This window comes from Streptomyces eurythermus, from assembly GCF_014649115.1.
Lineage (GTDB): Bacteria > Actinomycetota > Actinomycetes > Streptomycetales > Streptomycetaceae > Streptomyces > Streptomyces eurythermus.
Genome location: NZ_BMSK01000023.1, coordinates 44992 through 66575, shown reverse-complemented (window position 1 = coordinate 66575; position 21584 = coordinate 44992). Strand labels below are relative to the sequence as shown.

At 73.0% G+C, this 21584-nt stretch carries 21 protein-coding genes; 20 read left to right on the top strand and 1 reads right to left on the bottom strand.

Features of this window, described 5'->3' with window-relative positions; all coding sequences use genetic code 11:
• The 12 genes from IE251_RS33970 to IE251_RS33915 all read left to right on the top strand — a co-directional run bounded on the left by IE251_RS33970 (window position 1) and on the right by IE251_RS33915 (window position 11119).
• Window positions 1-1302, top strand: a complete 1302-nt coding sequence (locus IE251_RS33970; protein WP_229897047.1) for a hypothetical protein — start codon at window positions 1-3, stop codon at window positions 1300-1302.
• On the top strand, window positions 1299-2906 hold the full coding sequence (locus tag IE251_RS33965) for a vWA domain-containing protein (RefSeq protein WP_189756784.1): 1608 nt from the start codon (window positions 1299-1301) through the stop codon (window positions 2904-2906). The genes IE251_RS33970 and IE251_RS33965 overlap by 4 nt, the downstream gene beginning before the upstream one ends.
• Window positions 2893-3660, top strand: coding sequence for a hypothetical protein (locus IE251_RS33960; RefSeq protein ID WP_189756783.1), 768 nt, complete (start codon window positions 2893-2895; stop codon window positions 3658-3660). Before IE251_RS33965 ends, IE251_RS33960 begins: the two co-directional genes overlap by 14 nt.
• A 68-nt stretch (window positions 3661-3728) precedes the next feature.
• Window positions 3729-5180: a menaquinone biosynthesis decarboxylase gene (locus IE251_RS33955; protein WP_189756782.1), complete on the top strand. Its 1452-nt coding sequence runs from the start codon at window positions 3729-3731 to the stop codon at window positions 5178-5180.
• Window positions 5177-6076, top strand: coding sequence for a menaquinone biosynthesis prenyltransferase MqnP (gene mqnP, locus IE251_RS33950; RefSeq protein ID WP_189756781.1), 900 nt, complete (start codon window positions 5177-5179; stop codon window positions 6074-6076). Before IE251_RS33955 ends, mqnP begins: the two co-directional genes overlap by 4 nt.
• Window positions 6077-6191: 115 nt before the next feature.
• Complete coding sequence (locus IE251_RS33945; RefSeq protein WP_189756780.1) at window positions 6192-6854, top strand: UbiX family flavin prenyltransferase; 663 nt, start codon at window positions 6192-6194, stop codon at window positions 6852-6854.
• A 52-nt stretch (window positions 6855-6906) separates the two neighbouring features.
• Window positions 6907-7362 (top strand): Lrp/AsnC family transcriptional regulator, encoded by a 456-nt coding sequence (locus IE251_RS33940; RefSeq protein WP_030601569.1) that lies wholly within the window; start codon window positions 6907-6909, stop codon window positions 7360-7362.
• A gap of 38 nt (window positions 7363-7400) precedes the next feature.
• Window positions 7401-8564 (top strand): aminofutalosine synthase MqnE, encoded by a 1164-nt coding sequence (gene mqnE, locus IE251_RS33935; protein WP_189756779.1) that lies wholly within the window; start codon window positions 7401-7403, stop codon window positions 8562-8564.
• 172 nt (window positions 8565-8736) lie between these two features.
• Complete coding sequence (locus tag IE251_RS33930; RefSeq protein ID WP_189756778.1) at window positions 8737-9393, top strand: UdgX family uracil-DNA binding protein; 657 nt, start codon at window positions 8737-8739, stop codon at window positions 9391-9393.
• Window positions 9394-9409: 16 nt separating this feature from the next.
• A complete protein-coding gene (locus IE251_RS33925) occupies window positions 9410-9934 on the top strand; it encodes a GNAT family N-acetyltransferase (RefSeq protein ID WP_189756777.1) in 525 nt (174 codons plus the stop codon).
• Between the two features lie 109 nt (window positions 9935-10043).
• Window positions 10044-10352 (top strand): DUF4229 domain-containing protein, encoded by a 309-nt coding sequence (locus IE251_RS33920; RefSeq protein WP_189756776.1) that lies wholly within the window; start codon window positions 10044-10046, stop codon window positions 10350-10352.
• An 80-nt stretch (window positions 10353-10432) separates the two neighbouring features.
• Window positions 10433-11119, top strand: coding sequence for a TetR/AcrR family transcriptional regulator (locus IE251_RS33915; protein WP_189756775.1), 687 nt, complete (start codon window positions 10433-10435; stop codon window positions 11117-11119).
• On the opposite strand, the gene IE251_RS33910 is transcribed toward IE251_RS33915, so the two are convergent.
• A complete protein-coding gene (locus tag IE251_RS33910) occupies window positions 11106-11942 on the bottom strand; it encodes a MaoC family dehydratase (protein ID WP_189756774.1) in 837 nt (278 codons plus the stop codon). The two genes, IE251_RS33915 and IE251_RS33910, sit on opposite strands and share 14 nt — an antisense overlap.
• Before the next feature lie 228 nt (window positions 11943-12170).
• Here IE251_RS33910 and IE251_RS33905 point away from each other — a divergent pair, with 228 nt between their 5' ends.
• From IE251_RS33905 to IE251_RS41940, 8 genes are all read left to right on the top strand, one after another.
• A complete protein-coding gene (locus tag IE251_RS33905; RefSeq protein WP_189756773.1) occupies window positions 12171-14117 on the top strand; it encodes an AMP-dependent synthetase/ligase in 1947 nt (648 codons plus the stop codon).
• 62 nt (window positions 14118-14179) lie between these two features.
• Window positions 14180-14800, top strand: a complete 621-nt coding sequence (locus IE251_RS33900; RefSeq protein WP_229897046.1) for a DUF6232 family protein — start codon at window positions 14180-14182, stop codon at window positions 14798-14800.
• Window positions 14797-15144 carry a hypothetical protein gene (locus tag IE251_RS33895; protein ID WP_189756772.1) on the top strand — a complete coding sequence of 116 codons (348 nt, stop codon included), beginning with the start codon at window positions 14797-14799 and terminating at the stop codon, window positions 15142-15144. The genes IE251_RS33900 and IE251_RS33895 overlap by 4 nt, the downstream gene beginning before the upstream one ends.
• Before the next feature lie 174 nt (window positions 15145-15318).
• The gene (locus IE251_RS33890; RefSeq protein ID WP_189756771.1) at window positions 15319-16200 is read left to right on the top strand and encodes a LysR family transcriptional regulator; all 882 of its coding nucleotides are present in this window, start codon (window positions 15319-15321) and stop codon (window positions 16198-16200) included.
• Between the two features lie 104 nt (window positions 16201-16304).
• On the top strand, window positions 16305-17312 hold the full coding sequence (locus IE251_RS33885) for an AraC-like ligand-binding domain-containing protein (protein ID WP_189756770.1): 1008 nt from the start codon (window positions 16305-16307) through the stop codon (window positions 17310-17312).
• Between the two features lie 130 nt (window positions 17313-17442).
• Window positions 17443-18279, top strand: a complete 837-nt coding sequence (locus tag IE251_RS33880) for a hypothetical protein (RefSeq protein ID WP_189756769.1) — start codon at window positions 17443-17445, stop codon at window positions 18277-18279.
• Window positions 18280-18323: 44 nt separating this feature from the next.
• The gene (locus IE251_RS33875) at window positions 18324-19997 is read left to right on the top strand and encodes a PLL family lectin (protein ID WP_189756768.1); all 1674 of its coding nucleotides are present in this window, start codon (window positions 18324-18326) and stop codon (window positions 19995-19997) included.
• Window positions 19998-20124: 127 nt separating this feature from the next.
• Complete coding sequence (locus tag IE251_RS41940; protein ID WP_307784880.1) at window positions 20125-21579, top strand: transglycosylase family protein; 1455 nt, start codon at window positions 20125-20127, stop codon at window positions 21577-21579.
• Window positions 21580-21584: the final 5 nt, after the last annotated feature.

Here is a 21584-nt window from a genome sequence, read left to right as displayed (position 1 = left end):
GTGGCCACTCACAGATCCGACAGCGACAGACCCCGGCAGGGCCGTGAACCCCGTCTGAAGGTCGGCGCACCGGCGGTCGCGCCCGCGCGCCGCTCCCTGGCACGCAGGCTCCTGCCGCGCGCCGTCGCCGCCGGCACCGCGCTGTGCGCGATCGTCGTCCTCGTCCAGGGGCACGCGGCGCTGCCGTTCGAACGGATCGTCACCATCCAGGCCAAGATGGCCTCCAAGGCCGACTTCTTCGAGGACCCCGAGGTCCGGCGGCTGCTCGTGCGGCACGGCTACCGCGTGCGCCTCACCCGCATGGGCTCCCGGGGCATCGCCACCCAGCGCTACGACGGCTACGACATCGTCTTCCCGTCCGGACAGCCCGCCGCCGACCTGATCACCTCCCGCCGCGCGGCCGAGGGCCATCCGGCGACGACGTACCGCCCGTTCGTCAGCCCGATCGTGCTCGGCACCTACCGGGAGTACGCCGAGACCCTCCGGGAGGCCGGGATCGCCACCCCGCTGCCGGGCGTGCCCGCCGGGGCGAAGCCGATGTACTACTCCCTGGACATGCGGAAGTTCCTCGGCGCGTCCGCCGCCGGGCGCCGCTGGGACGACCTCGGCACCACCCCGGGCGGCCGCCGCGTCGGCATCGGCCGGCACGGCATCCACAACGGCAACAAGGTCCTCGCCCAGACCTCCGACATCTGCCAGGCCAACTCCGCCGGCACCTACCTCGGCCTGGTCTCCTACGTCCGGAACCACCAGGACATCCCGCAGACCCCCGCCGAGGCCACCCGCTTCGCCGAACGGATCCGGCTCCTCCTCAACGACCAGGGCATGCCCTCCTCCGAGAAGAACGAGACCTACGTCTCCGCCGAGGGCAAGAGCATCTCCCCGATCGCCGTGATCTACGAGCACCAGTTCCTCGCCCACCAGATAGCCGCCCGGTCCGCCACCGGCCACGTCGACGCCGAACGGGTCCTGCTCTACCCCTCGGCCCGCTTCGTCACCGAACCCCAGCTCATCGCGCTCACCCCGCGCGGCGACGCGCTCGGCGAGCTGATCACCAGGGACCCGGCGCTGCAACGGCGCGCGATGGAACTCGGCTTCCGGGTCCGCGACGCCCAGGGCGGCTCGGCCACCAGCGACGCCCTGACCCGCTTCCTGACCGGGCGCGGCATCCAGGCCCCCGTGCTCTCCGACGACGACACCAAGGCCGTACTGCCCCGCCTCGACCTGCTGGAACGCATGATCGAAACCGTCGGCGACTGCCCCCCGGCCGCCCCCGCCACACCCTCCGGGGAGACCCCATGACGCCCGCCCCCCGCACCCTGCCGCTCGGACCGCTGTGCCTGTGCCTGGTGCTGGCCGTGGTGCTCGGCGGGCTCTCCTCCTGCTCCGGCGACGGCGGCACCAGGACCACCCTGCGCGTCCTCGCCAGCGACGAACTCACCGACATGAAGCCGCTGCTCGACCGGCTCCGCGAGGACACCGGCGTCCGCCTGGACCTGGACTACCGCGCCACCAACGACGCCTCCGACACCCTGCTCACCGGCCGCCACTCCTACGACCTGGCCTGGCTCTCCTCCGACCGCTACCTGCGCCTGCGGGCCAAGCGCGCCCCCGCCGGAGCCACCCCCGCCACCGGAGTGCAGAGCGCCTCCATCATGCGCTCCCCGGTCGTCGTCGGCCTCACCCCCGACGCGGCCCGCGCCCTGGACACCAAGGCCCCCGGCGGACGCCTGTCCTGGGCCGACATCGCCGACGCCGCCGCCACCGGCACCGTACGCTTCGGCATGGCCGACCCCCGGCGCAGCAACAGCGGCCTCGCCGCCCTGGTCGGTGTCGCCACCGCCGCCGCCGGCACCGGCCGCGCCCTGCGCCCCGCCGACGTCAGCTGCGACCGGCTGCGCGGCTTCCGCTCCGGCCAGACCCTCACCGCCGCCGGCTCCCGCGCCCTGCTGGACGCCTTCGCCACCCGCCCCGGCCGCACCAACGCCCTGATCACCTACGAGTCCGAACTGCTCGCCCTCAACGCCTCCGGCCGGCTGCGCGAACCCCTGCGGATCGTCCACCCCGCCGACGGCATGGTCCTGTCGGACTACCCGCTGCTCCTGCTCGACCCCGGCCGCCGCGACGCCTACGACCGGGTGGTGGACTGGCTCACCGCCCCCGCCCACCAGCGCGAGATCATGCACCGCACCCTGCGCCGCCCGGTCAGCACCGAGGTACCCCGCGACGCCAGGCTGACCGCCCCCCTCGACAACGCCCTCTACTACCCGGACGACCCGGCCGTCCTCGACCGCCTCCTCGCCGACTACGGCGACCCCGCCCGCCGGGGCGCCGACCAGGTCATCTTCCTGCTGGACTTCTCCACCTCCATGCGCGGCGCCCGCACCCGCGCCCTGCGCGCCGCGTTCGCCGCGCTCAGCGGAGCCGACGGCTCCGCCCGCGCCAAGTTCGTCCGCTTCCACCAAGGGGAGCGGCTGACCGTCGTCCGCTTCGGCGGCCGCCCGCTGGCCGAGCGCACGGTCACCGTGCGCGGCCCCGCCGACCTGAAGGCGCTCGACGGCTTCGTCGCCGAGGACGGCTACGACGGCTCCACCGCCGTCTGGTCCGCCCTGGACCACGGCTACCGCACCGCCGAACGGGCCCTGCGCGCGGACCCCGGCCGGCTGGTGTCCATCGTGCTGATGACGGACGGCGAGAACAACGCGGGCATCGGCCCGGCCGCCTTCGCCGCCCGCCACCGCTCCCGCCCCGCCGACGTCCGCGCCGTACGCACCTACCCCATCGGCTTCGGCGACGCCGACGCGGACGCGCTGCGCCGGGCCGCCGAACTGACCGGCGGGCGCCTCGTCGACGCCCGCACCTCCTCCCTGTCCACCGCGTTCAAGGAGATCCGTGGCTGTTCTTGACGGCACCTGGTGGAGCGCCTGGTGGGGCCCGATGGCCTGGTGGCTGCTGGCCCTCGCCGGCCTGCTCGCGCTGGCCGGGCGGGCGCTGCGGCGCGGACTGGCCCGGCTCGGCAAGACCGCCGCCGACCCCGCATACCTGCCCCTGTACCTCGACAACGACGCGGTCATGGGCCTGTTCAAGATGGGCAACTACAAGGCGGCCCTGCGCAAGGAGGTCGAGGAGCGGCGCATCCGCAACGCCGGCTGCCTCGCCGTCATCCCGCTGGTCTCCGTGCTGCTGAAGGTGACCGGGGGCAGCACCACCGAAGTGGTCGCCAAGTACGTGGAGAACAGCGAGCCCATCTCCGTGATCGGCCTGCTGCTGTCCGTGCTGCGCCGGGGCGACGCCCTGGTGGAGGTCCGGCTGCGGCCCGACTCCGGGACCGTCATCCCCAACCGCGCCCTCCTCGGCGAGCTCGCCCGCACCGGGCCGGCCACCGCGGTGCCGCTCAGCGAGATAGGGGAGTTCGTCATGGTCACCGGCCGGTTCGAGGCGGGCGGCAGCCGGGGCGAGACCCTGCTGATGCGGGCCCCCTACGCCGACGGCGGCCCCACCGCGCACCTCAGGGTCGTGCTGCGCGGCGACGGCCTGCTCACCCCGGACAAGGAACTGCCCGAGGGCCAGTTCCAGGCGCACTGCCTGGGCAAGGTCACCAGCTGGGACCCCGACGCCCGCGAGGTCGTCCTCCAGTACCCGGTCGCCGTCTTCCGCTGACCCGGCCCCACGCCGGAACCGGGGGGTGGCCACCGGGACAAAGCGGTACGTCGGCGATACTGGGGCACATGGCTTACGACGATCTTCGCTCCCTGCTCCGGGCGCTGGAGCGCGAGGGCGACCTCAAGCGCATCAAGGCCGAGGTCGACCCGTATCTGGAGGTCGGGGAGATCGTCGACCGGGTGCAGAAGGCCGGCGGCCCGGCGCTGCTCTTCGAGAACGTGCGCGGCTCCGACCTGCCCCTCGCCATGAACGTGTACGGCACCGACCGCCGGCTGCTGAAGGCGCTGGGCCTGAAGTCGTACGAGGAGATCTCCGACAGGATCGGCGGCCTGCTGCGGCCCGAGCTGCCGCACGGCTTCGTCGGCGTGCGCGAGGCCTTCGGGAAGCTCGGCGCCATGGCCCACGTCCCGCCGCGCAAGGTCAAGGAGGCGCCGGTCCAGGAGGTCGTCCTGCACGGTGACGACGTGGACCTGGAGCGGCTCCCGGCGCTGTTCACCTGGCCCGAGGACGGCGGCTCCTTCTTCAACCTCGGCCTGACCCACACCAAGGACCCCGAGACCGGCATCCGCAACCTGGGCCTGTACCGCCTCCAGCGCCATGACAAGCGCACCATCGGCATGCACTGGCAGATCCACAAGGACAGCCGCAACCACTACCAGGTGGCCGCGCGCCGGGGCGAGCGCCTCCCGGTGGCCATCGCCTTCGGCTGCCCGCCCGCCGTGACCTACGCCTCCACGGCCCCCCTCCCCGGCGACATCGACGAGTACCTCTTCGCCGGCTTCCTCGCGGGCAAGCGGATCGAGATGACCGACTGCAAGACGGTCCCGCTCCAGGTGCCCGCCAACGCCGAGGTGGTCCTGGAGGGCTGGCTGGAACCCGGCGAGATGCTGCCCGAGGGCCCCTTCGGCGACCACACCGGCTTCTACACCCCGCAGGAGCCGTTCCCGGCCCTCAAGATCGACTGCGTGACCATGCGCCGGCGCCCGCTGCTCCAGTCGATCGTCGTCGGCCGCCCCCCGACGGAGGACGGCCCCCTCGGCCGGGCCACGGAACGCTTCTTCCTGCCCCTGCTGAAGATCATCATCCCGGACATCGTGGACTACCACCTGCCCGAGGCCGGCGGCTTCCACAACTGCGCGATCGTCTCGATCGACAAGAAGTACCCCAAGCACGCGCAGAAGGTGATGCACGCCATCTGGGGGGCGCACATGATGTCCCTCACCAAGCTGATCGTGGTCGTGGACGCCGACTGTGACGTCCACGACCTGCACGAGGTCGCCTGGCGGGCCCTCGGCAACACCGACTACGCCCGTGACCTCACGGTCGTGGAAGGCCCCGTCGACCACCTCGACCACGCCTCCTACCAGCAGTTCTGGGGCGGCAAGGCGGGCATCGACGCCACGCGGAAGTGGCCGGAGGAGGGCTACACCCGCGACGGCGGGTGGCCGGAGATGGTCCTGTCGGACCCGGATACGGCGGCCCTGGTGGACCGCCGCTGGAAGGAGTACGGGCTGTGAGCAGCGCCGCCGCAATCGCCCAGCCGGGCCGGACCAAGGCGTTCCTCCGCCTGGTGATGATCGAGCACTCGGTCTTCGCGCTCCCCTTCGCCTACATCGCCGCCCTGACGGCGATGTACGAGTGGGACGAGAACATCCACTGGGGCCGCCTGCTCCTGGTCACCGTCTGCATGGTGGGCCTGCGCACGTTCGCGATGGCGGTCAACCGGATCATCGACCGCGAGATCGACGCCCGCAACCCGCGCACCGCGCACCGGGAACTGGTGACGGGGGCGATGTCGGTCCGGCACGCCTGGACGGGCGCGCTGATCGCCCTCGCGGTCTTCCTGGGCGCGGCGGCCCTGCTCAACCCGCTGTGCCTGGCCCTCGCGCCGGTGGCGGTGGTGCCGATGGTGGTCTACCCCTACGGCAAGCGGTTCACCAACTTCCCGCAGGCCATCCTCGGTCTCGCCCAGGCCATGGGCCCGGTCGGCGGCTGGCTGGCGATCAGCGGGGAGTGGTCGTGGAACGCGGTGATCCTCGGCCTGGCCGTCGGCGTCTGGATCGGCGGGTTCGACCTGATCTACGCCTGCCAGGACGTGGAGACCGACCGCGAGATCGGCGTGAAGTCGGTCCCGGCCCGCTTCGGCATCCCGGCCGCGATCTGGGGCGCCCGCGCGTGCCACACGGTCACCACGGCCCTCTTCGTCTGGTACGCCCTGGCCACCGACGCGGGTGCTTTCTTCTGGCTCGGCCTGGTGATCGTCGCGGCGGCCTTCGTCTACGAGCACACGATCGTCCGCCCGCACGACCTGACCCGTCTGAACAGGGCGTTCTTCTCGGTCAACGGGTTCATCGGCATCGCGCTCTTCGTGTGCGCCCTGCTGGATCTCCTGGTACGGGGGCTCACCGTCTAGCCCGTTTCCCGCCGTTCGCGGGGTCTTCGCCCGGGTGGCCGTGACCCCTACCGGTCCTGAGCCCCTGTGCGCGCGCCGGTACGCTCAAGGTGTGAACGCAGGAGAAACGCAGCGCGTGCCTTGGATCGTGGGGGTGTCCGGAGCTTCCGGGACGCCGTACGCGGCGGCCGTGCTGCGGGCGCTGCTGGCGGCCGGGGAAGCGGTGGACCTGGTGGTCAGCCGGGCCTCGCGGCTGACGCTGCTGGACGAGACGGGCCTGCCCTTCCGGGACGCCCACTGGCAGGACGACCTCGCGGAATGGCTGGCCCGCGGCGCCGACGGCAAGCCCGGGACCTTCGACGTGGACGTCAGCGGCGTCCGCTACTGGAAGGCGGGCGACCTCGCGGCCGGGCCGTCCTCCGGCTCGTACCCGGCCCGCGGCATGCTCATCGTGCCCGCCTCCACCGCCTGCGTGGCCGGCGTGGCGCTCGGCCTGTCCAAGGACCTCCTCCAGCGCGCGGCGAGCGTCACGCTGAAGGAGCGCCGCCCGCTGGTGGTGTCCGTACGGGAAGCCCCCCTGAACGGCCAGACGCTGCGCCACCTCGTCGCCCTGGACGACGCCGGCGCCTCGGTCGTCCCGGCCTCGCCCGCCTTCTACGCGGGCGCCGCGCACATCCAGGACCTGGTGGACTTCGTGGCCGGCCGGGTGCTGGACGCGGCGGGCGTCGCCCACGGCCTGTACCGGCGCTGGCGAGGAGACCTGGGCGGCGGCGCGGCGGACGGCACCCGGGGCGATTAGCAGTACGTACCTCTCATCACTTCAGGAACTTTCACCGGAAGGCTTCGATCGCATGGACGCGGTGGACAGGCAGCTCATCCAGGCCCTGAGGGAGAACGGCCGGGCCTCGTACGCGGAGCTGGGGCGCCTGGTCGGCCTGTCGGGCCCCAGCGTCACCGACCGCATCAACCGGCTGGAGGCGGCCGGTGTCATCACCGGCTACCGGGCCACGGTGAACGCGGCCTCGCTCGGCCTCGGGGTCACCGCCCTGATCGGCATCTCCCTCTCCGACGCGGCCGACCACGAGGACGTCGCCCAGCGGCTGCGGGACCTGCCGGAGATCGAGGACTGCTGGTTCATCGCGGGCGACGACTCGTACATGCTCAAGGTCCGGGCGTCGGACGTGGACGGGCTGGAGCGGACCATCCGCCGGCTCAGCGGCACCAAGGGCGTCTCCCGGACCCGTACCACCATCGTGCTGTCCACGAAGTGGGAGAACCGGGTCGGGGAACTTCCCGAGGAAGTCTAGGGATACCGTTGGTCGGGCTGTCGTAGAAAGGTGTTGCCATGGACGTCGGGCTCAAGCGCGAGCTGGAGGAGAAGGTCCGCTCCGGGGAGCGGCTGACCCGCGAGGACGGCATCGCGCTGTACGCGTCGGACGACCTGGCCTGGCTCGGCGGCCTCGCCCACGAGGTGCGGACCCGCAAGAACGGTGACGTGGTCCACTTCAACGTCAACCGTCACCTCAACATGACGAACGTGTGTACCGCGTCCTGTGCCTACTGCTCGTTCCAGCGCAAGCCGGGCGAGAAGGACGCGTACACGATGCGCATCGAGGAGGCCGTCAAGCTCGCCAAGGCGATGGAGTCGGAGAACCTCACCGAGCTGCACATCGTCAACGGTCTGCACCCGAACCTGCCGTGGCGGTACTACCCGCGGTCGCTGCGGGAGCTGAAGAAGGCGCTGCCGAACGTCTCGCTGAAGGCGTTCACGGCGACCGAGATCCACCACTTCGAGACGATCAGCGGGCTGTCCGCCTCGGAGATCCTGGACGAACTGATCGACGCGGGCCTGGAGTCGCTGACCGGCGGCGGCGCGGAGATCTTCGACTGGGAGGTCCGGCAGCACATCGTGGACCACCGCACCCACTGGGAGGACTGGTCCCGCATCCACCGGCTGGCGCACGAGAAGGGTCTGAAGACCCCGTGCACCATGCTGTACGGCCACATCGAGGAGCCGCGGCACCGCGTCGACCACGTGCTGCGGCTGCGTGAGCTGCAGGACGAGACGAACGGCTTCCAGGTCTTCATCCCGCTGCGCTACCAGCACGACTTCGTGGACATGAAGGACGGCAAGGTACGCAACACGCTCCAGGCGCGGACCACGATGGCGACCGGCGCGGAGGCGCTGAAGACCTTCGCGGTGTCCCGGCTGCTGTTCGACAACGTGCCGCACGTGAAGGTCTTCTGGGTGATGCACGGCGTGCAGACCGCCCAGCTGGCCCTCCAGCACGGCGCGGACGACATGGACGGCTCGGTCGTCGAGTACAAGATCACGCACGACGCGGACAACTACGGCACGCCGAACAAGCTGACCCGGGAGGACCTCCTGGAGCTGATCCGCGACGCCGGCTTCCGCCCCGTGGAACGCAACACCCGCTACGAGATCATCCGCGAGTACGAGGGCCCGAACCCGACCCGCCGCGACGAGCCCCAGCCGATGCGCGTCTGACGCACCGGCCACTTCTGAAGCGAGGCCCCGGCGCCCCCACCCAGGGGCGCGGGGCTGTGTTCGATATGCGGCTCCGCCGCGTGGGCGCGACCAGCCACGACGCGCCCGCAGCCGGGCGACGGCCTGAAACAACCCCTCGCTTCTCCGCCGGAACGAGGGGTACTCGCCCGGCATGCCGGCAGCGAAGGCACCCGAGGACGCGTACACCGCGGAGCCCTTCGTCCCCGAGGGCGCTGACCTACCTACCCTCCGCCAAGCCGCCGCAGGCTGTCGCGGTTGCCCCCTCCACCGCGCCGCCACCCAGACGGTCTTCGGCGCCGGAAGCACCGACGCCCGCGTCATGCTCGTGGGGGAGCAGCCCGGCGACCAGGAGGACCGTCAGGGGAGACCGTTCGTCGGCCCGGCGGGCAAGCTGCTCGACCGGGCGCTCGAAGAGGCCGGTATCGATCCCGCCGAGGCCTATGTGACGAACGCGGTGAAGCACTTCAAGTTCACCCGGGCCGAACCCCGCAAGCGCCGCATCCACAAGGCGCCGGCCCTGAGGGAGATGACGGCCTGCGGCCCCTGGCTGGCGGCGGAGCTGGCGCTGGTGGAGCCGGAGCTGATCGTGGTTCTCGGCGCCACGGCGGGCAAGGCCCTGCTGGGGTCGTCGTTCCGGGTGGGCGAGGTACGCGGCACGGTGCTGGAGCGGGAGATCCACGGCCGCCCCGAACGCCTCGTACCGACCGTGCACCCCTCGTCGGTGCTGCGGGCGCAGGACGACGACCGCAGGGCCGCGTACCAGGGCCTGGTGGCCGACCTGGAGATCGCCGCACACGCCCTCGGGTAATAGATACACTCCGCTGGTGCCTCTTACCTTCACCTTGGACCCAGCGATCACCCCCGCCCTCCGCGACGGCATCCTCGACCTGTGGACGGACGTCTCGAACGCGGGCGGTTCCGTCGGCTTCGTACCCCCGGTGACCCCCGACGAGATACGGCCCGAGCTGGTGCGCCACTTCGTGGCGATGGCCGAGGGCCGCACCCGGCTGCTCGTCGGCCACGACGAGGCCGGCCGGGTGGCCGCGACCGCCTTCCTCGCCCGCAACACCCACCGGCTGATGACGCACTGGCTGTGGCTGTACACGGTGATGGTCCACCCCCGTCACCAGGGCCGGGGCTACGGCCGTGACCTGCTGACCGCCGCCGAGGAGGCCGCCCGCGGCCTCGGGGGCATCGAGGGGATCCGGCTGACCTGCCGGGGCGGGCACGGCCTGGAGCGGTTCTACGCCTCCTGCGGCTACAAGGAGGTCGGCCGGGTCCCGGACGCCATCCGGGTCGGGCCCGGTGACGACCGCGACGAGATCGTCATGCTGCTGCCGCTGCGCTGACCCCGGGCCCGGCGCCCGTACCCCCCTTGCGCGACCCCCTTGCATGATCGCCGCCGGGTCGTGCTTCACTGGGCGATGACCCTATTTGGAATCGGACGAGTGGATTGAGATGCTCCGCTACACGCTGATGCGCCTCGGTATCTTCGCGGGCTGCCTCGTGATCGTCTGGGGAGCCGTCTACTCGGGCATCTTCCCGCGCGGCTTCGGTGACTCCAACTTCCTGTGGGTGCTGCTGCTCTCCCTGGTCCTGTCGGCACCGATCAGCTGGGTGGTGCTGCGCAAGGAGCGGGACCGGGCCTCGGCGCGGATCGTGAAGAAGGTCGACCGGATGAAGGCCAACCTGGAGGCCAGCCGCAGCCAGGAGGACCTCGCCGACGACGTCGCGCGGGCGCAGGACGGGGCCACCGCGTCCAGCTAGCGCGTGCCCGGGTCTGCGGGCCGTTCCCGGCCGACGCGTGCCCGGCCGGGTACGGCACCCGGCCGAACTAGTCTTGCCCCATGGGTGCCGTGAAGACCAAGCGGATGCCGCGGGCGGTGCGCGAGCGGCAGATGCTCGACGCCGCCGTGCGGATCTTCGGGCAGCGCGGGTACACGGCCGCGTCGATGGACGAGATCGCCGAACTCGCGGGCGTGTCCAAGCCGTTGGTCTATCTGTACCTGAACTCGAAGGAAGACCTCTTCACCGCCTGCATCCGCCGCGAGGCCGCCGCGCTCACGGCGGCCGTGCGCGCCGGGGTCCGCCAGGACCTGCCCGTCGAGCAGCAGTTGTGGGAGGGCCTGCGGGCGTTCTTCGCGCACACCGCCGAGCATCCGGACGGCTGGTCGGTGCTGTATCTCCAGGCCCGCAGGCACGGTGAGCCGTTCGTGTCCGAGGCGGCGGCGATGCGCGCGGAGATCGTCGCGTTCGTGACGCGGCTGGTGGCGGTGGCGGCGAGGGAGGCGCACCGGGATCCCGGCCTGCCGGAGCGCGAGGTGGCCGGGCTCGCCGAGGCGCTGGTCGGCGCGGCGGAGTCGCTCGCCGCGTGGGCCAACAGCACGCCCGGGGTGTCGGCCCACCAGGCCGCGTCCACCCTGATGAACTTCGCCTGGTCGGGCCTGGGCAGCCTGATGGGGGGCAAGGTCTGGAGCCCGCCGCCGGAGCGGGATCACGGCGACCGGCCGCCGGCGCCCCTCAGCTCCCCCTGACCGTCCCCTCCAGGCACAACCTCCCGCCCGCGCCCCGCAGTTCGAACCGCCCCGCGCCGTCCGCCCCGTACCCCACCGTCCCGGGCAGCGGCACGGGCGCGCGGAACCGGGCCCGTACGACGGTCGCGTCCGGGGTGCCGTGGGCGGCGAGGCAGCGGGCGAGGGTCCACATGCCGTGGGCGATGGGCCGGGGGAAGCCGAAGAGGCGGGCGGTGAGCGGGTGGAGATGGATGGGGTTGCGGTCCCCGGACACGGCCCCGTACCGCCGTCCCACGTCCGCGCCGAGCCGCCACTCGGCGAGGGCGGGCAGCCGCTCCGTGCCGGCCGCCGGGCCACGGCGTTCGGTCCCCCCGGCCCGGGCCAGGTATCCGCTGCGGGACGACCACACCAGCTCGCCCCGTGACCGTACGGCCGTCGCCACCACCGCTTCCGTCCCGCCCCTGCGCGCCGCCAGCTCCTCCACCCACACGGACAGCTCGTACTCCCCGTCGGCCGGCAGTGCGGCACTCCGCTCGATCTCGACGGACGTGTGGACCAGCCCCAGCAGCGGCAGCGGGAAGTCCCGGCCGCTCATCAGTCGCATGGCCAGCGGGAAACCGAGGATGTGTGGGTAGGTGAGGGGGAGGGCGGACTCGCCGGTGGGGAAGCCGCAGACCCGCTCGTAGGCGGCCAGGCGCGCGAGGTCGACGCGTACGCCGGGCAGTACCAGCCGGGTGCGGGGGACGGGTGCGCCGGGGGACGGGCGTCTGAAGGGGGAGCGCAGGGCGCCCCGGGCCAGCAGGGGGCCGAGCGCGGGCGGCGCGGCGAGGGTCACGGTGTGCATCGGGTCACGCCCCAGCGGTCTCTCCGGATTGCCTACTCTGAAGTAACGTTACCGGAGGTAAGCCGGGCGGGCGGACACCCCCCGAGGCTGCACATCCCCGGCCCCGTACCCTCCCGGAACCCGCACAACCCCCTCACAGAGGAGCCGTACGATCACCAGGCCTGACCAGCGGTAACCCCGCCCGCACCGGGGCCCGCCGCCGGTGCACGCACGCAGGAGGAGCCGCCCGTGTCCACGTCGTACCCGAACGCCCCCGCCTCCTCCGGAGCCCCCGTCTCCGCCGTCGACTACGACGGCCGGCCGGTCCTCGTCCAGCCCGACATCCGGCGGCTTGACGGCGCGGTACGGGAGGTGTCGGTGCCGCCGTTCGCGCCCCCGGTCACCCACGGCTCCCTCGCCGACCTGCCGTACGACAACGCGGAGGCGGCCCCCGACGCGGTCGTGATCGGCCGCAAGCTGCCCGGCGGCCGCTGGACGGACCTGACCGCCGCGCGGTTCGCCGCCGAGGTGCAGGCGGTGGCGAAGGGACTGATCGCCGAGGGCCTGATGCCCGGCGACCGGATCGCGATCATGGCCCGTACGACCTACGAGTGGACCCTGCTGGACTTCGCCGCGTGGGCGGCCGGGCTGGTCACCGTGCCGGTGTACCCGACCTCGTCCGCCTACCAGACCCGCTGGATCCTGCACGACTCCGGCGCGGTCGCCCTGATCACGGAGACCGCCGCCCAGGCCGCCGCGATCGGCCCCGAACTCCCGCACCTGCCCGACCTGCGCCATGTGTGGGTGATGGAGAAGGAGCACGTGGCCCGGCTCGCCGACGCGGGCGCGGCGGTGCCGGACGGGGAGGTGGGCGTACGCCGGGGCATGCTCGTCCCCGACACGCTCGCCACCCTGATCTACACCTCCGGGACCACCGGCCGCCCCAAGGGCTGCGCCCTGACGCACGGCAACTTCTTCGCCGAGGTCGACAACGCCGTCGAACTCCTCCACCCGGTGTTCAAGGCGCACGACCACGATCCGTCGGTGCTGCTCTTCCTGCCCATGTCCCATGTCTTCGGCCGGATGGTCGCCATCGCCTGCGTCCGCGCCCGGGTCCGCCTCGGCCACGCGCCCAGCCTGGCCCCGGACGACCTGCTCCCGGACCTCGCCGCCTTCCGGCCCACCGCGCTGCTGACGATCCCCTACATGCTGGAGAAGGTGTACAACTCCGCGCGGGCCGGCGCGGAGGCGGGCGGCCGCACGGCGGTGTTCGACCGGGCGGCGGCCGTGGCCCGGCGCTACGGCGAGGCGCTGGAGGCCCGCCAGACCGGCACCGGCACCGGCCCGAGCCGCGCCCTGAAGACCCAGCGCGCCTTCTACGACCCGCTGGTCTACCGCCGCATCCGCACCGCCCTGGGCGGCCGCGTCCGGTACGCGATCTGCGGCGGCTCCCCGCTCGGCCGGCGCCTCGCCGCGTTCTACGCGGGCGCGGGCATCGAGATCTTCGAGGGCTACGGCCTGACCGAGACCACCGGCGCGACCACGGTCACCCCGCCGCTCAAGCCCCGGCTGGGCACGGTGGGCTGGCCGTTGCCCGGGACCCGGGTGCGGATCGCGGCGGACGGCGAGATCCTCGTCGCCGGCGAGCACGTGCTGCGCGGCTACTGGGACGCCCAGGCGGGCGGGGTGGTCCCCGCGACCCGCGATGGCTGGCTGCCGACCGGGGACCTCGGCACGCTGGACGACGAGGGGTACCTGACCATCACCGGCCGCAAGAAGGAACTGCTGATCACGGCGGGCGGCAAGTCGGTGGCCCCGGCCCCGCTGGAGAACTGGCTGCGCCAGCACCCGCTGATCTCCCAGGTCATGCTGGTGGGCGACGGCCGCCCCTACGTCGGCGCGCTCATCACCCTCGACGCCGACGGCATCACCCACTGGCGCCAGATGCTCGGCAAGCACCCGGTTCCGGCGGAACTCCTGATCGGTGACGAGGAGTTGACGGCCGTTCTCCAGCGCGCGGTGGACGAGGCGAACAAGCTGGTCTCCCGCCCCGAGTCCATCCGCCGCTTCGTCGTCCTGCCGACCGACTTCACCGAGGCGGCCGGCCACCTGACCCCGTCCATGAAACTCCGCCGGGACCGCGTCCTGGAGGACTTCGCGGCGCAGGTGGAAAGCCTGTACGGGCGCGCGGAATAGCGCTGTACGAGCGCCTGGAACAGGTCGTACGCTGCCGGAACGCAGACACATCGGGGGAGTACATGAACGACACGAACGGCATCGGCGCGCCGCCGCCCGGACGCCCGCTCGGGCCGCCGCCCGCCCCGCCGTCCGCGCCACCGCCTCCGCCTGCCGAGCCGCCCTCCGGGCGGACGGAAGGCGCCCTAGTCCTCCGGGTCAGCCGCCGCATGCTGTGGGCCGGGTCGGCGGCCTTCCCTCTGCACAACATCACGATGGTCGACGCCTACCTCTACCGGCCCAGCCGGCTCGCCGCGCTCATCCGCTGCCTGAAGTGGCTGTTCGGCGCCCTCCTGGTCTACCTGGCGTACGTCGCGCTCAACGCCATGGACAACGGGGGCGGCGGGGGCGCCGACAACCCCGCGCTCTTGGTCGTCCTGTGCGTCGCGGCGCTGATCGTCCCCGTCAAGGACCTGTTCGCGCCGCCGAAGCCGGTGCTGTCCGTCCAGGTGGCCAGCGGCTCGGCGCTGGTGGTGACCCTGCCGAGCCTGGAGGAGCTGCGACAGATCGCGGACCGTATCGCGTACGCGATCGACCACCCGGAGGCCGAGTTCACCGCGGTCGTCCACCAGTACAACACCAACAACTACGGGCCGGTCGCCAACCTCAACGGCGGCCACGGGAACACGGGGTTCAAGCTGTGAGCGACACGACGAACTACTACGGGCAGGTCGCCAACATCAACGGCGGACAGGGCAACGTCGGCTTCAACTACGGCACGGTCGGCGCTCCGGCCGGAGATCCCGAACTCCGCGCCGCCGTCGCGGAACTGACCCGCGGCCTCGCGGAGCTGCGCCGCCACCTCACCCCGGAGCAGGACCGGACCGTGGCGGAGGCCCTGCCCGCGCTGACCCCCGACCGGGCCGCCCTGCGCGAGCGCGGCCTGGTCCTGGCGTCCATCGCCCAGATCGCCGCCACCGTCGGCGCGGTCGGCGAGCCCGTCGCGAACGCGGTGGGGCGCCTGCTCGCACTGCTGGGCCAGGGCTGACTGACCGCTCGGTCGGCACCCGCTCCCCGCGCATCCCGCGTCGTCCGGACTCGGCGGGGCGGGGAGCGGGTTGCCGCCTGGGTCGGTCGCGGCCCGCACACGATCCTCGTACGACGCCAACACCCAGTCAATCCTGGGGTTTTCTTCCGATCCCCAAGCGCTAACTTGGGTCTCATGACTCTGGACGACCTCCGTGTGTTCGTGGCCGTGTGCCGCGCGGGCAGCCTCAGTTCGGTCGCCCGGGACCTCGGCTGCACCCAGTCCGCCGTCAGCCAGCACGTGAAGCGGCTGGAGCGGGAGACCGGCGTCGCCCTGCTGGAGCGCCGCCCGCGCGGAGTCGTCCCGACGCAGGCCGGCCGGATACTGGAGACGGCGGCGGCCGAGGGCATCAACGGCCTCGACCTGGCCGTACGACAGCTCCGCGACCTCCTCGACGGCCACAGCGGGCACGTCCGGGTCGCCACGGGCGCCACGACCGTACGGCACTTCATGTCCGAGGCGGTCGTCACCTTCCGCCGCAGCCACCCCGAGGTCAACCTGGAGTTCCGCACGGTCAGTTCGGGCCGGGGCAGCTTCGACGCCCTGGCCGACGGCACCCTCGACCTGGCGTGGATCACCATCGGCCCCCCGGTCCGCGGGATCGAGCAGCGGACCGTCGTGGAGCTGCCCTGGCTCCTCGCTGTACCGGCCGACGACCCCTTGTCCGGCCGCCCCCGCCTCGACCCTGCCGAACTCACCGACACCCGCCTCATCCGCCTCCCGCCGAACTCCACGTCCGCCGCCCACCTCGAAGCGGCCTGCGCGGAAAGGGGAGTCCGGTTCGTCTACGAGCCGAGCGTGGCCGACTGGGACACCGCCCTGCTCCTCGCGGAACTCGGCGTGGGCAGGGCGGTCGTCCCCGCCGTCCCCGGCCTGCCCGTCCCCGGCGACGGCCCCCTCCGGCTGATCCCCCTGCCCGGCCTGCGCCCCCTCCCCGTCGGCTGGGCCGTACGCCGCTGGGACGCGCTCAGCCCGCCGGCCCGCGCCTTCGCGGACACGGTCGCCGCCGTGCGCTGAGCGACAGCCCGGCCTGGCCGGCCTTCCTCCTCGGCGCTACAACCTGACGTCGGTCTGAGTGGTCTCGTCTTTGCAGGTCAGTCACCCTGTTTAAGGCGAGGCGAATGATCGGGACGACGTTCCGCAGCGAGGACATGCCCGCGGAGGACAGATTCGACCACTGGCGCGCGCTGCTCGACCGCAGCCGTGCCAGCGAGGTCGACAGCGTGTATGCCCGGGACTACCGGGCCGAGTGCCGGCTGATGGAGTTGGGGCCGGTGACCGTACTGCCGTTGGCGTGCGCCCCGGCGCGCTACTGGCGCGGGACGCGGACGGTGCGTGGGGCGGACCCCGAGCGTTACCACCTGACGCTGCTGCTCGACGGGAACGCGACCCTGGACCACGCCGGGCGGAGCGGCGCGCTGCGCCCGGGGGACCTGCACGTGGTCGACAGCTCACGGCCGTACGACCTGCGGATGGCGGACGACGGGGGCCGCCTCGCCAGGGGGATCGGCGTGGACTTCCCGAAGGCGCTGCTGCCCCTGCCCCCGGACCGGGTAAGGGAGTTGCTGGGGCGGGGACTGCCGGTGCAGGACGGCATGGGGGCGCTGCTGACGCAGATGCTGGCCGGTCTGGAGCGCCAGGCGGACACGCTGCGGCCCGCCGACGCGCCGCGCCTGGGGGCGGTCGTCCTGGACCTGCTGTCGGCGTGGCTGGCCCAGCTGGCGGAGGCGGAGGCCGCGCTGGCGCCGGAGGCCCGGCACCGGGTCATGGCGGAACGCGTTCTGGCGTTCATCAAGCAGAACCTGCACGACCCGGAGCTGTCACCGCCGGTGATCGCCGCCGCCCACCACATCTCGCTCAGCTATCTGCACCGCGTCTTCCGGCAGTGGTCGCAGGGGGAATCGGTCGCGGCGTGGATCCGCCGGCGGCGGCTCGAAGGCGCGCGCCGGGACCTGGCCGATCCCCTGCTGCGGGGCACCCCGATCCACACCATCGCGGCACGCTGGGGGCTGCCCCGGGCCTCGGACTTCACCCGGGCCTTCCGCGCCGCCTACGGAGTCTGTCCGAAGGAGTTCCGCTGCCAGGCGCTGCCGGAGCCGGTCCGTGCACGCGTTGCCAACAAGGTGTGAACTTATTGCGAACGACGGCCGTCGCTCCCCCGGGCATAGTCGATCAAGCACCGGCCGGGCCACTTGATCGCTCACATCCATGCTTCGTGGGGTAACTCATGCGCACCTTCGACACCCGGGTCAGCCTGTCATGGCCCTGACCGTCTCGTCCCGCTCCGTCCGGCTCGCCGTCCTGGCCGGAGCGGGTGTCCTCGCCGCCACCGCCGTCTACGCGGTGACCGACCACGCCGACGCGTCCGAGGGCCAGGCGCCGCCGGTCGCGGCGGCCACCGCCGGCCACCACACGACCGCCCCGGCCACCACGCCGACCGGCCCGACCGCCCCGGCCGCCACGCCGTCCGCCACCCAGGCGCCGCCCGCGGTGGCCGGGAAGGCGGCGCCCGTCACGACACCGTCGACGCGCGCGCCCGGAACCGCCGGGGACAAGGCGCTCGCCGCCACCCGGGTCACCGCCCGCCAGCTTCCCGACCGCACGGCGCAGAAGTGGAAGGAGCTGGCCCCGCCCAGCACCCGGCGGCCGGGCCCGGAGTTCCAGCTCAACGAGTGCGTGACCGTGCGCGGAGCCACCGGCTGGCAGCAACAGGGGTTCATCAGCGCGCACAAGACGCCGGCGGTCCAGGACTCCCTCGGTTTCCCGGACACCGCCTCGGCCCAGGCCGCCTACCGCGAGGTCCTCGCCGGCATGAAGGGCTGCGAGGCCACCAGCCGGGCGCTCCAGAAGCGGTACGGGCTCGCCGCCGACGCCCGGGTCCGGCAGACCGCCACCGCCCCGGACGCCGCCGCCTGGTCCCGTACCTGGACGGCCGTACAGGGCCTGTCGGCCCCCGGCGCCCAGGCCAACCACATCTACGCCGTCCGGCGCGGCTCCGTGCTCGTCCTGCTCCACTTCGACGAGTGGGACTCCGCCGCGCCGCGCTCCTACGACCCGAAGGGCGACGCGGACGTCCTCGCCGGCCTCACCCGCTGAGCCCCCTTCCCCTCTTCCCCCGTTCCCCTTCTCAGGAGACACCTGTGCCTGCTCGTCGTACCGCCGTGCTGCGCTGCACCACCGCCCTGGTGGCCGCCGGCCTCACCGCCACCGTGCTGTCCGCCGTCACCGCGGCCCCCGCCCAGGCCGCCTCGTCCGTCGGCGGCAAGATCACCCGGAGCGAGATCCTCTCCCGGGCCCAGTACTGGGTGGACGAGGGCGTCCCCTACAACCAGGCCGGCTACTACCCCGACCCGCAGGGCACCAAGTACCGCGAGGACTGCTCCGGTTACGTGTCCATGGCCTGGCACGCCGACAGCTCGTACACCACCTGGACCCTGCCGGACATCTCCACCGACATCACCAACTCCCAGCTGCTGCCCGGCGACGCGCTGAACTACTCGGCCGAGCACGTCGTCCTTTTCGGCGGCTGGGAGGACAAGGCGGCGGGCACCTTCACGTACTTCGCCGAGAACAACCCCTCCGTGCTGACCAACAAGTACAGCGCCAACATCAACGGCAGCACCCTGGCCGGCTGGCCCACCAGCTACTACCAGGCCATCCGCTACGACAACGTGGTGGACGACCCGGCGCGGCCGGCCGCCAGCGGTTTCGCCGACGGGCAGGGCACCCTGTCCATCGCGCACACCCGCGACGGGCAGCTGGACACCTTCCTCACCCAGTCCAACGGCGCGGTCGCGCGCAACATGGAGACGACCCCGTCCGGCGGCTGGAGCGGCTGGGCCCCGGGCTTCGCGCCGGAGAACGCCGCCAAGAGCGTCGTCACCGGCGTCCACCCCGACGGCCGGGTGGAGGTGTTCGCGGTCCAGACCAACGGTGCCGTCGCCCGCAGGTACCAGACGAGCCCCTACGGCGCCTGGAGCGACTGGGAGAACTTCGCCCCGGCGAACTCGGCCGCGCAGCTGAAGGTGGCCCGGCACGCGGACGGCCGGCTCAGCGTGTTCATGCTCCAGTCCAACGGCGGCATCGCCCGCAAGTACGAGACGAGCGTGGGCGGTTCCTGGAGCGACTGGGGCTCCTTCGCGCCGGCCGGCGCGGCCTCCTCCTTCACGGTCGGCACGCACGCCGACGGCCGGATGGACGTCTTCGCCGTGCAGTCCAACGGCGGTGTCGCCCACATCGCCGAGACGGAGGCCTCGCGCGGCTGGGGCGACTGGACCGGCCTCGCGGACGCCGGCGCCGCCAACACCGCGCTGTCGGCGGGCGGCGGCAGCAACATCGCCGTGGCCAACCAGAAGGACGGCCGGCTGAACGTCTTCATCGTGCAGTCCAACGGCGCCGTCGCCCGCAACTACGAGACCAGCGTGAACGGCGCGTGGAGCGGCTGGAAGGGCTTCGCCTCCGCCGGGGCCGCCCTGACCGGCGGACCGCGTGCCGGGATCACCCCGGTCAGCGGCACCAACATCTCGGTGGGCACGCACGACGACGGACGCCTGGACGTCGTCATGCTCCAGTCCAACGGCGGGGTCGCCCGCAACTACGAGACCAGCCCCGGCGGCACCTGGAGCAACTGGGAGGTGCTGGCGGACGCCGGCAGCGCCGCCTCGGTGGAGGCCACGGCCCACTCCGACGGCCGGTTCGACGTCTTCGTCACCCAGACCAACGGCGCCCTCTCGCGCAACTACGAGACCAGCCCCGGCGGCGCGCTGTCCGGCTGGAAGGGCTTCGCCCCGGCGGGGGCGGTCAAGACCTACTGACCGCCCACCGGCCCACGGGGCCCGGAGCACCTTCCGTTCCGGGCCCCTGGCCTTCCCGCGCCCGCTCCGGGCTCCGGCCCTTCCCCGCCCCGACCCACCCCCGCCCCCGTACCGAAGGACGCCCACCATGCCCGCGCTGCCCCGTCGTGCCCGCGCCCTGCTGCTTCCCCTCGCCACCGCGCTCCCGCTGACCCTGGCCGGCGTCCACCCGGCGGCCGCCGCCTCCGTGACGACCTGGGACAAGGTGGCCGCGTGCGAAAGCGGCGGCGACTGGAGCATCAACACCGGCAACGGCTACTACGGCGGCCTCCAGATCAGCCTCGTCAACTGGCAGCACTACGGCGGCACCGGCTACGCATCGCGCCCCGACCTCGCCACGAAGAAGGAACAGATCCTGATCGCCGAGAGGATCCTCGGCGACCAGGGCGCCGGAGCCTGGGCCTGCGCCCCGGGCACCGGGCTCGGCACCGACACGGCCGACCCGTACCCCGAGTTCACCGGGCCCGTCGCCGGCGACTCGGGCAACCCGGCGGCCGCCGTCCACTGGGACGACCGGGCCGAGGCCTACCTGGTGCAGGGCAACGGCGGCATCATGACGGCCACCGAGTCCGGCGGCGGCTGGGGCGCCCTCTCCGGGTTCGCCGAGGCCGGCACCGCCAAGGCGGTGTCCACGGCACTGGACGCCAAGGGCCGCACGGTCGTGTTCGTCCTCCAGTCCAACGGCGGTGTGGCCACCCGGACCGAGACGAGCGCCGGCAGCCACGCCTTCGGCGGCTGGTCGTTCCTCGCCGAGGCGTCATCGGCGGTGGAGGCCAGGCCCGTACGGTTCGCCGACGGGCGGCTGGGCCTGGTCGTGGTGCAGTCCAGCGGCGGTGTCGCCGTCCGCGCGGAGACCGGACCGGGCAGCGGCGGCTGGGGCGGCTGGACCTTCCTGGCCGGCTCGGGCGTCAAGAGCGTCACCGCCGGTGTGGAGGCGGACGGCCGGATCCACCTCTTCGCCCTCCAGACCAACGGCGGCATCGCCGAGACCACCGAGACCGCCCCGGGCACGGCGGCCTGGCGCGGCTGGAGCGCCGGTTTCGCCCCGGCCGGGGCGCTCGCCACCGACCTGCCCGACGCGCAGGGCGCTTCCCTCGCGGTCGGCAACCTCGCGAACGGCGCCCTCACGGTCGCCGTCGTCCAGTCCAACGGCGGGGTCGGCACCCGCTACCAGACCTCCCCGAACGGCCCCTGGAACGAGAGCTGGGGCAGCCTCGCCCCGGCCGGTGCGGCCCGGAGCGTCGCGCTGGCCCGGCACCGCGGCGGGGTGCTCAGCGTGGTCGTCGTGCAGTCCAACGGCGGTGTCATGAGCCGCGTCGAGACCTCGGCGAACGGCCCGTGGAGCGACGGCTGGCGGTCCCTCGCCCCGGCCGGAGCCGCCGTCTCCGTCAACACCGTCCGGTTCGGGGACGGCCGCGTCGACGCCCTGGTGGTGCAGACCAACGGGGGCGTGGCGAGCGCGGCCGAGACCAGCGCGGGCAGCGGTGTCTACAGCACTGGCTGGGAGCAGCTCGCCCCGGCCGGCGCGGTCTCCACGAGCTGACCGCC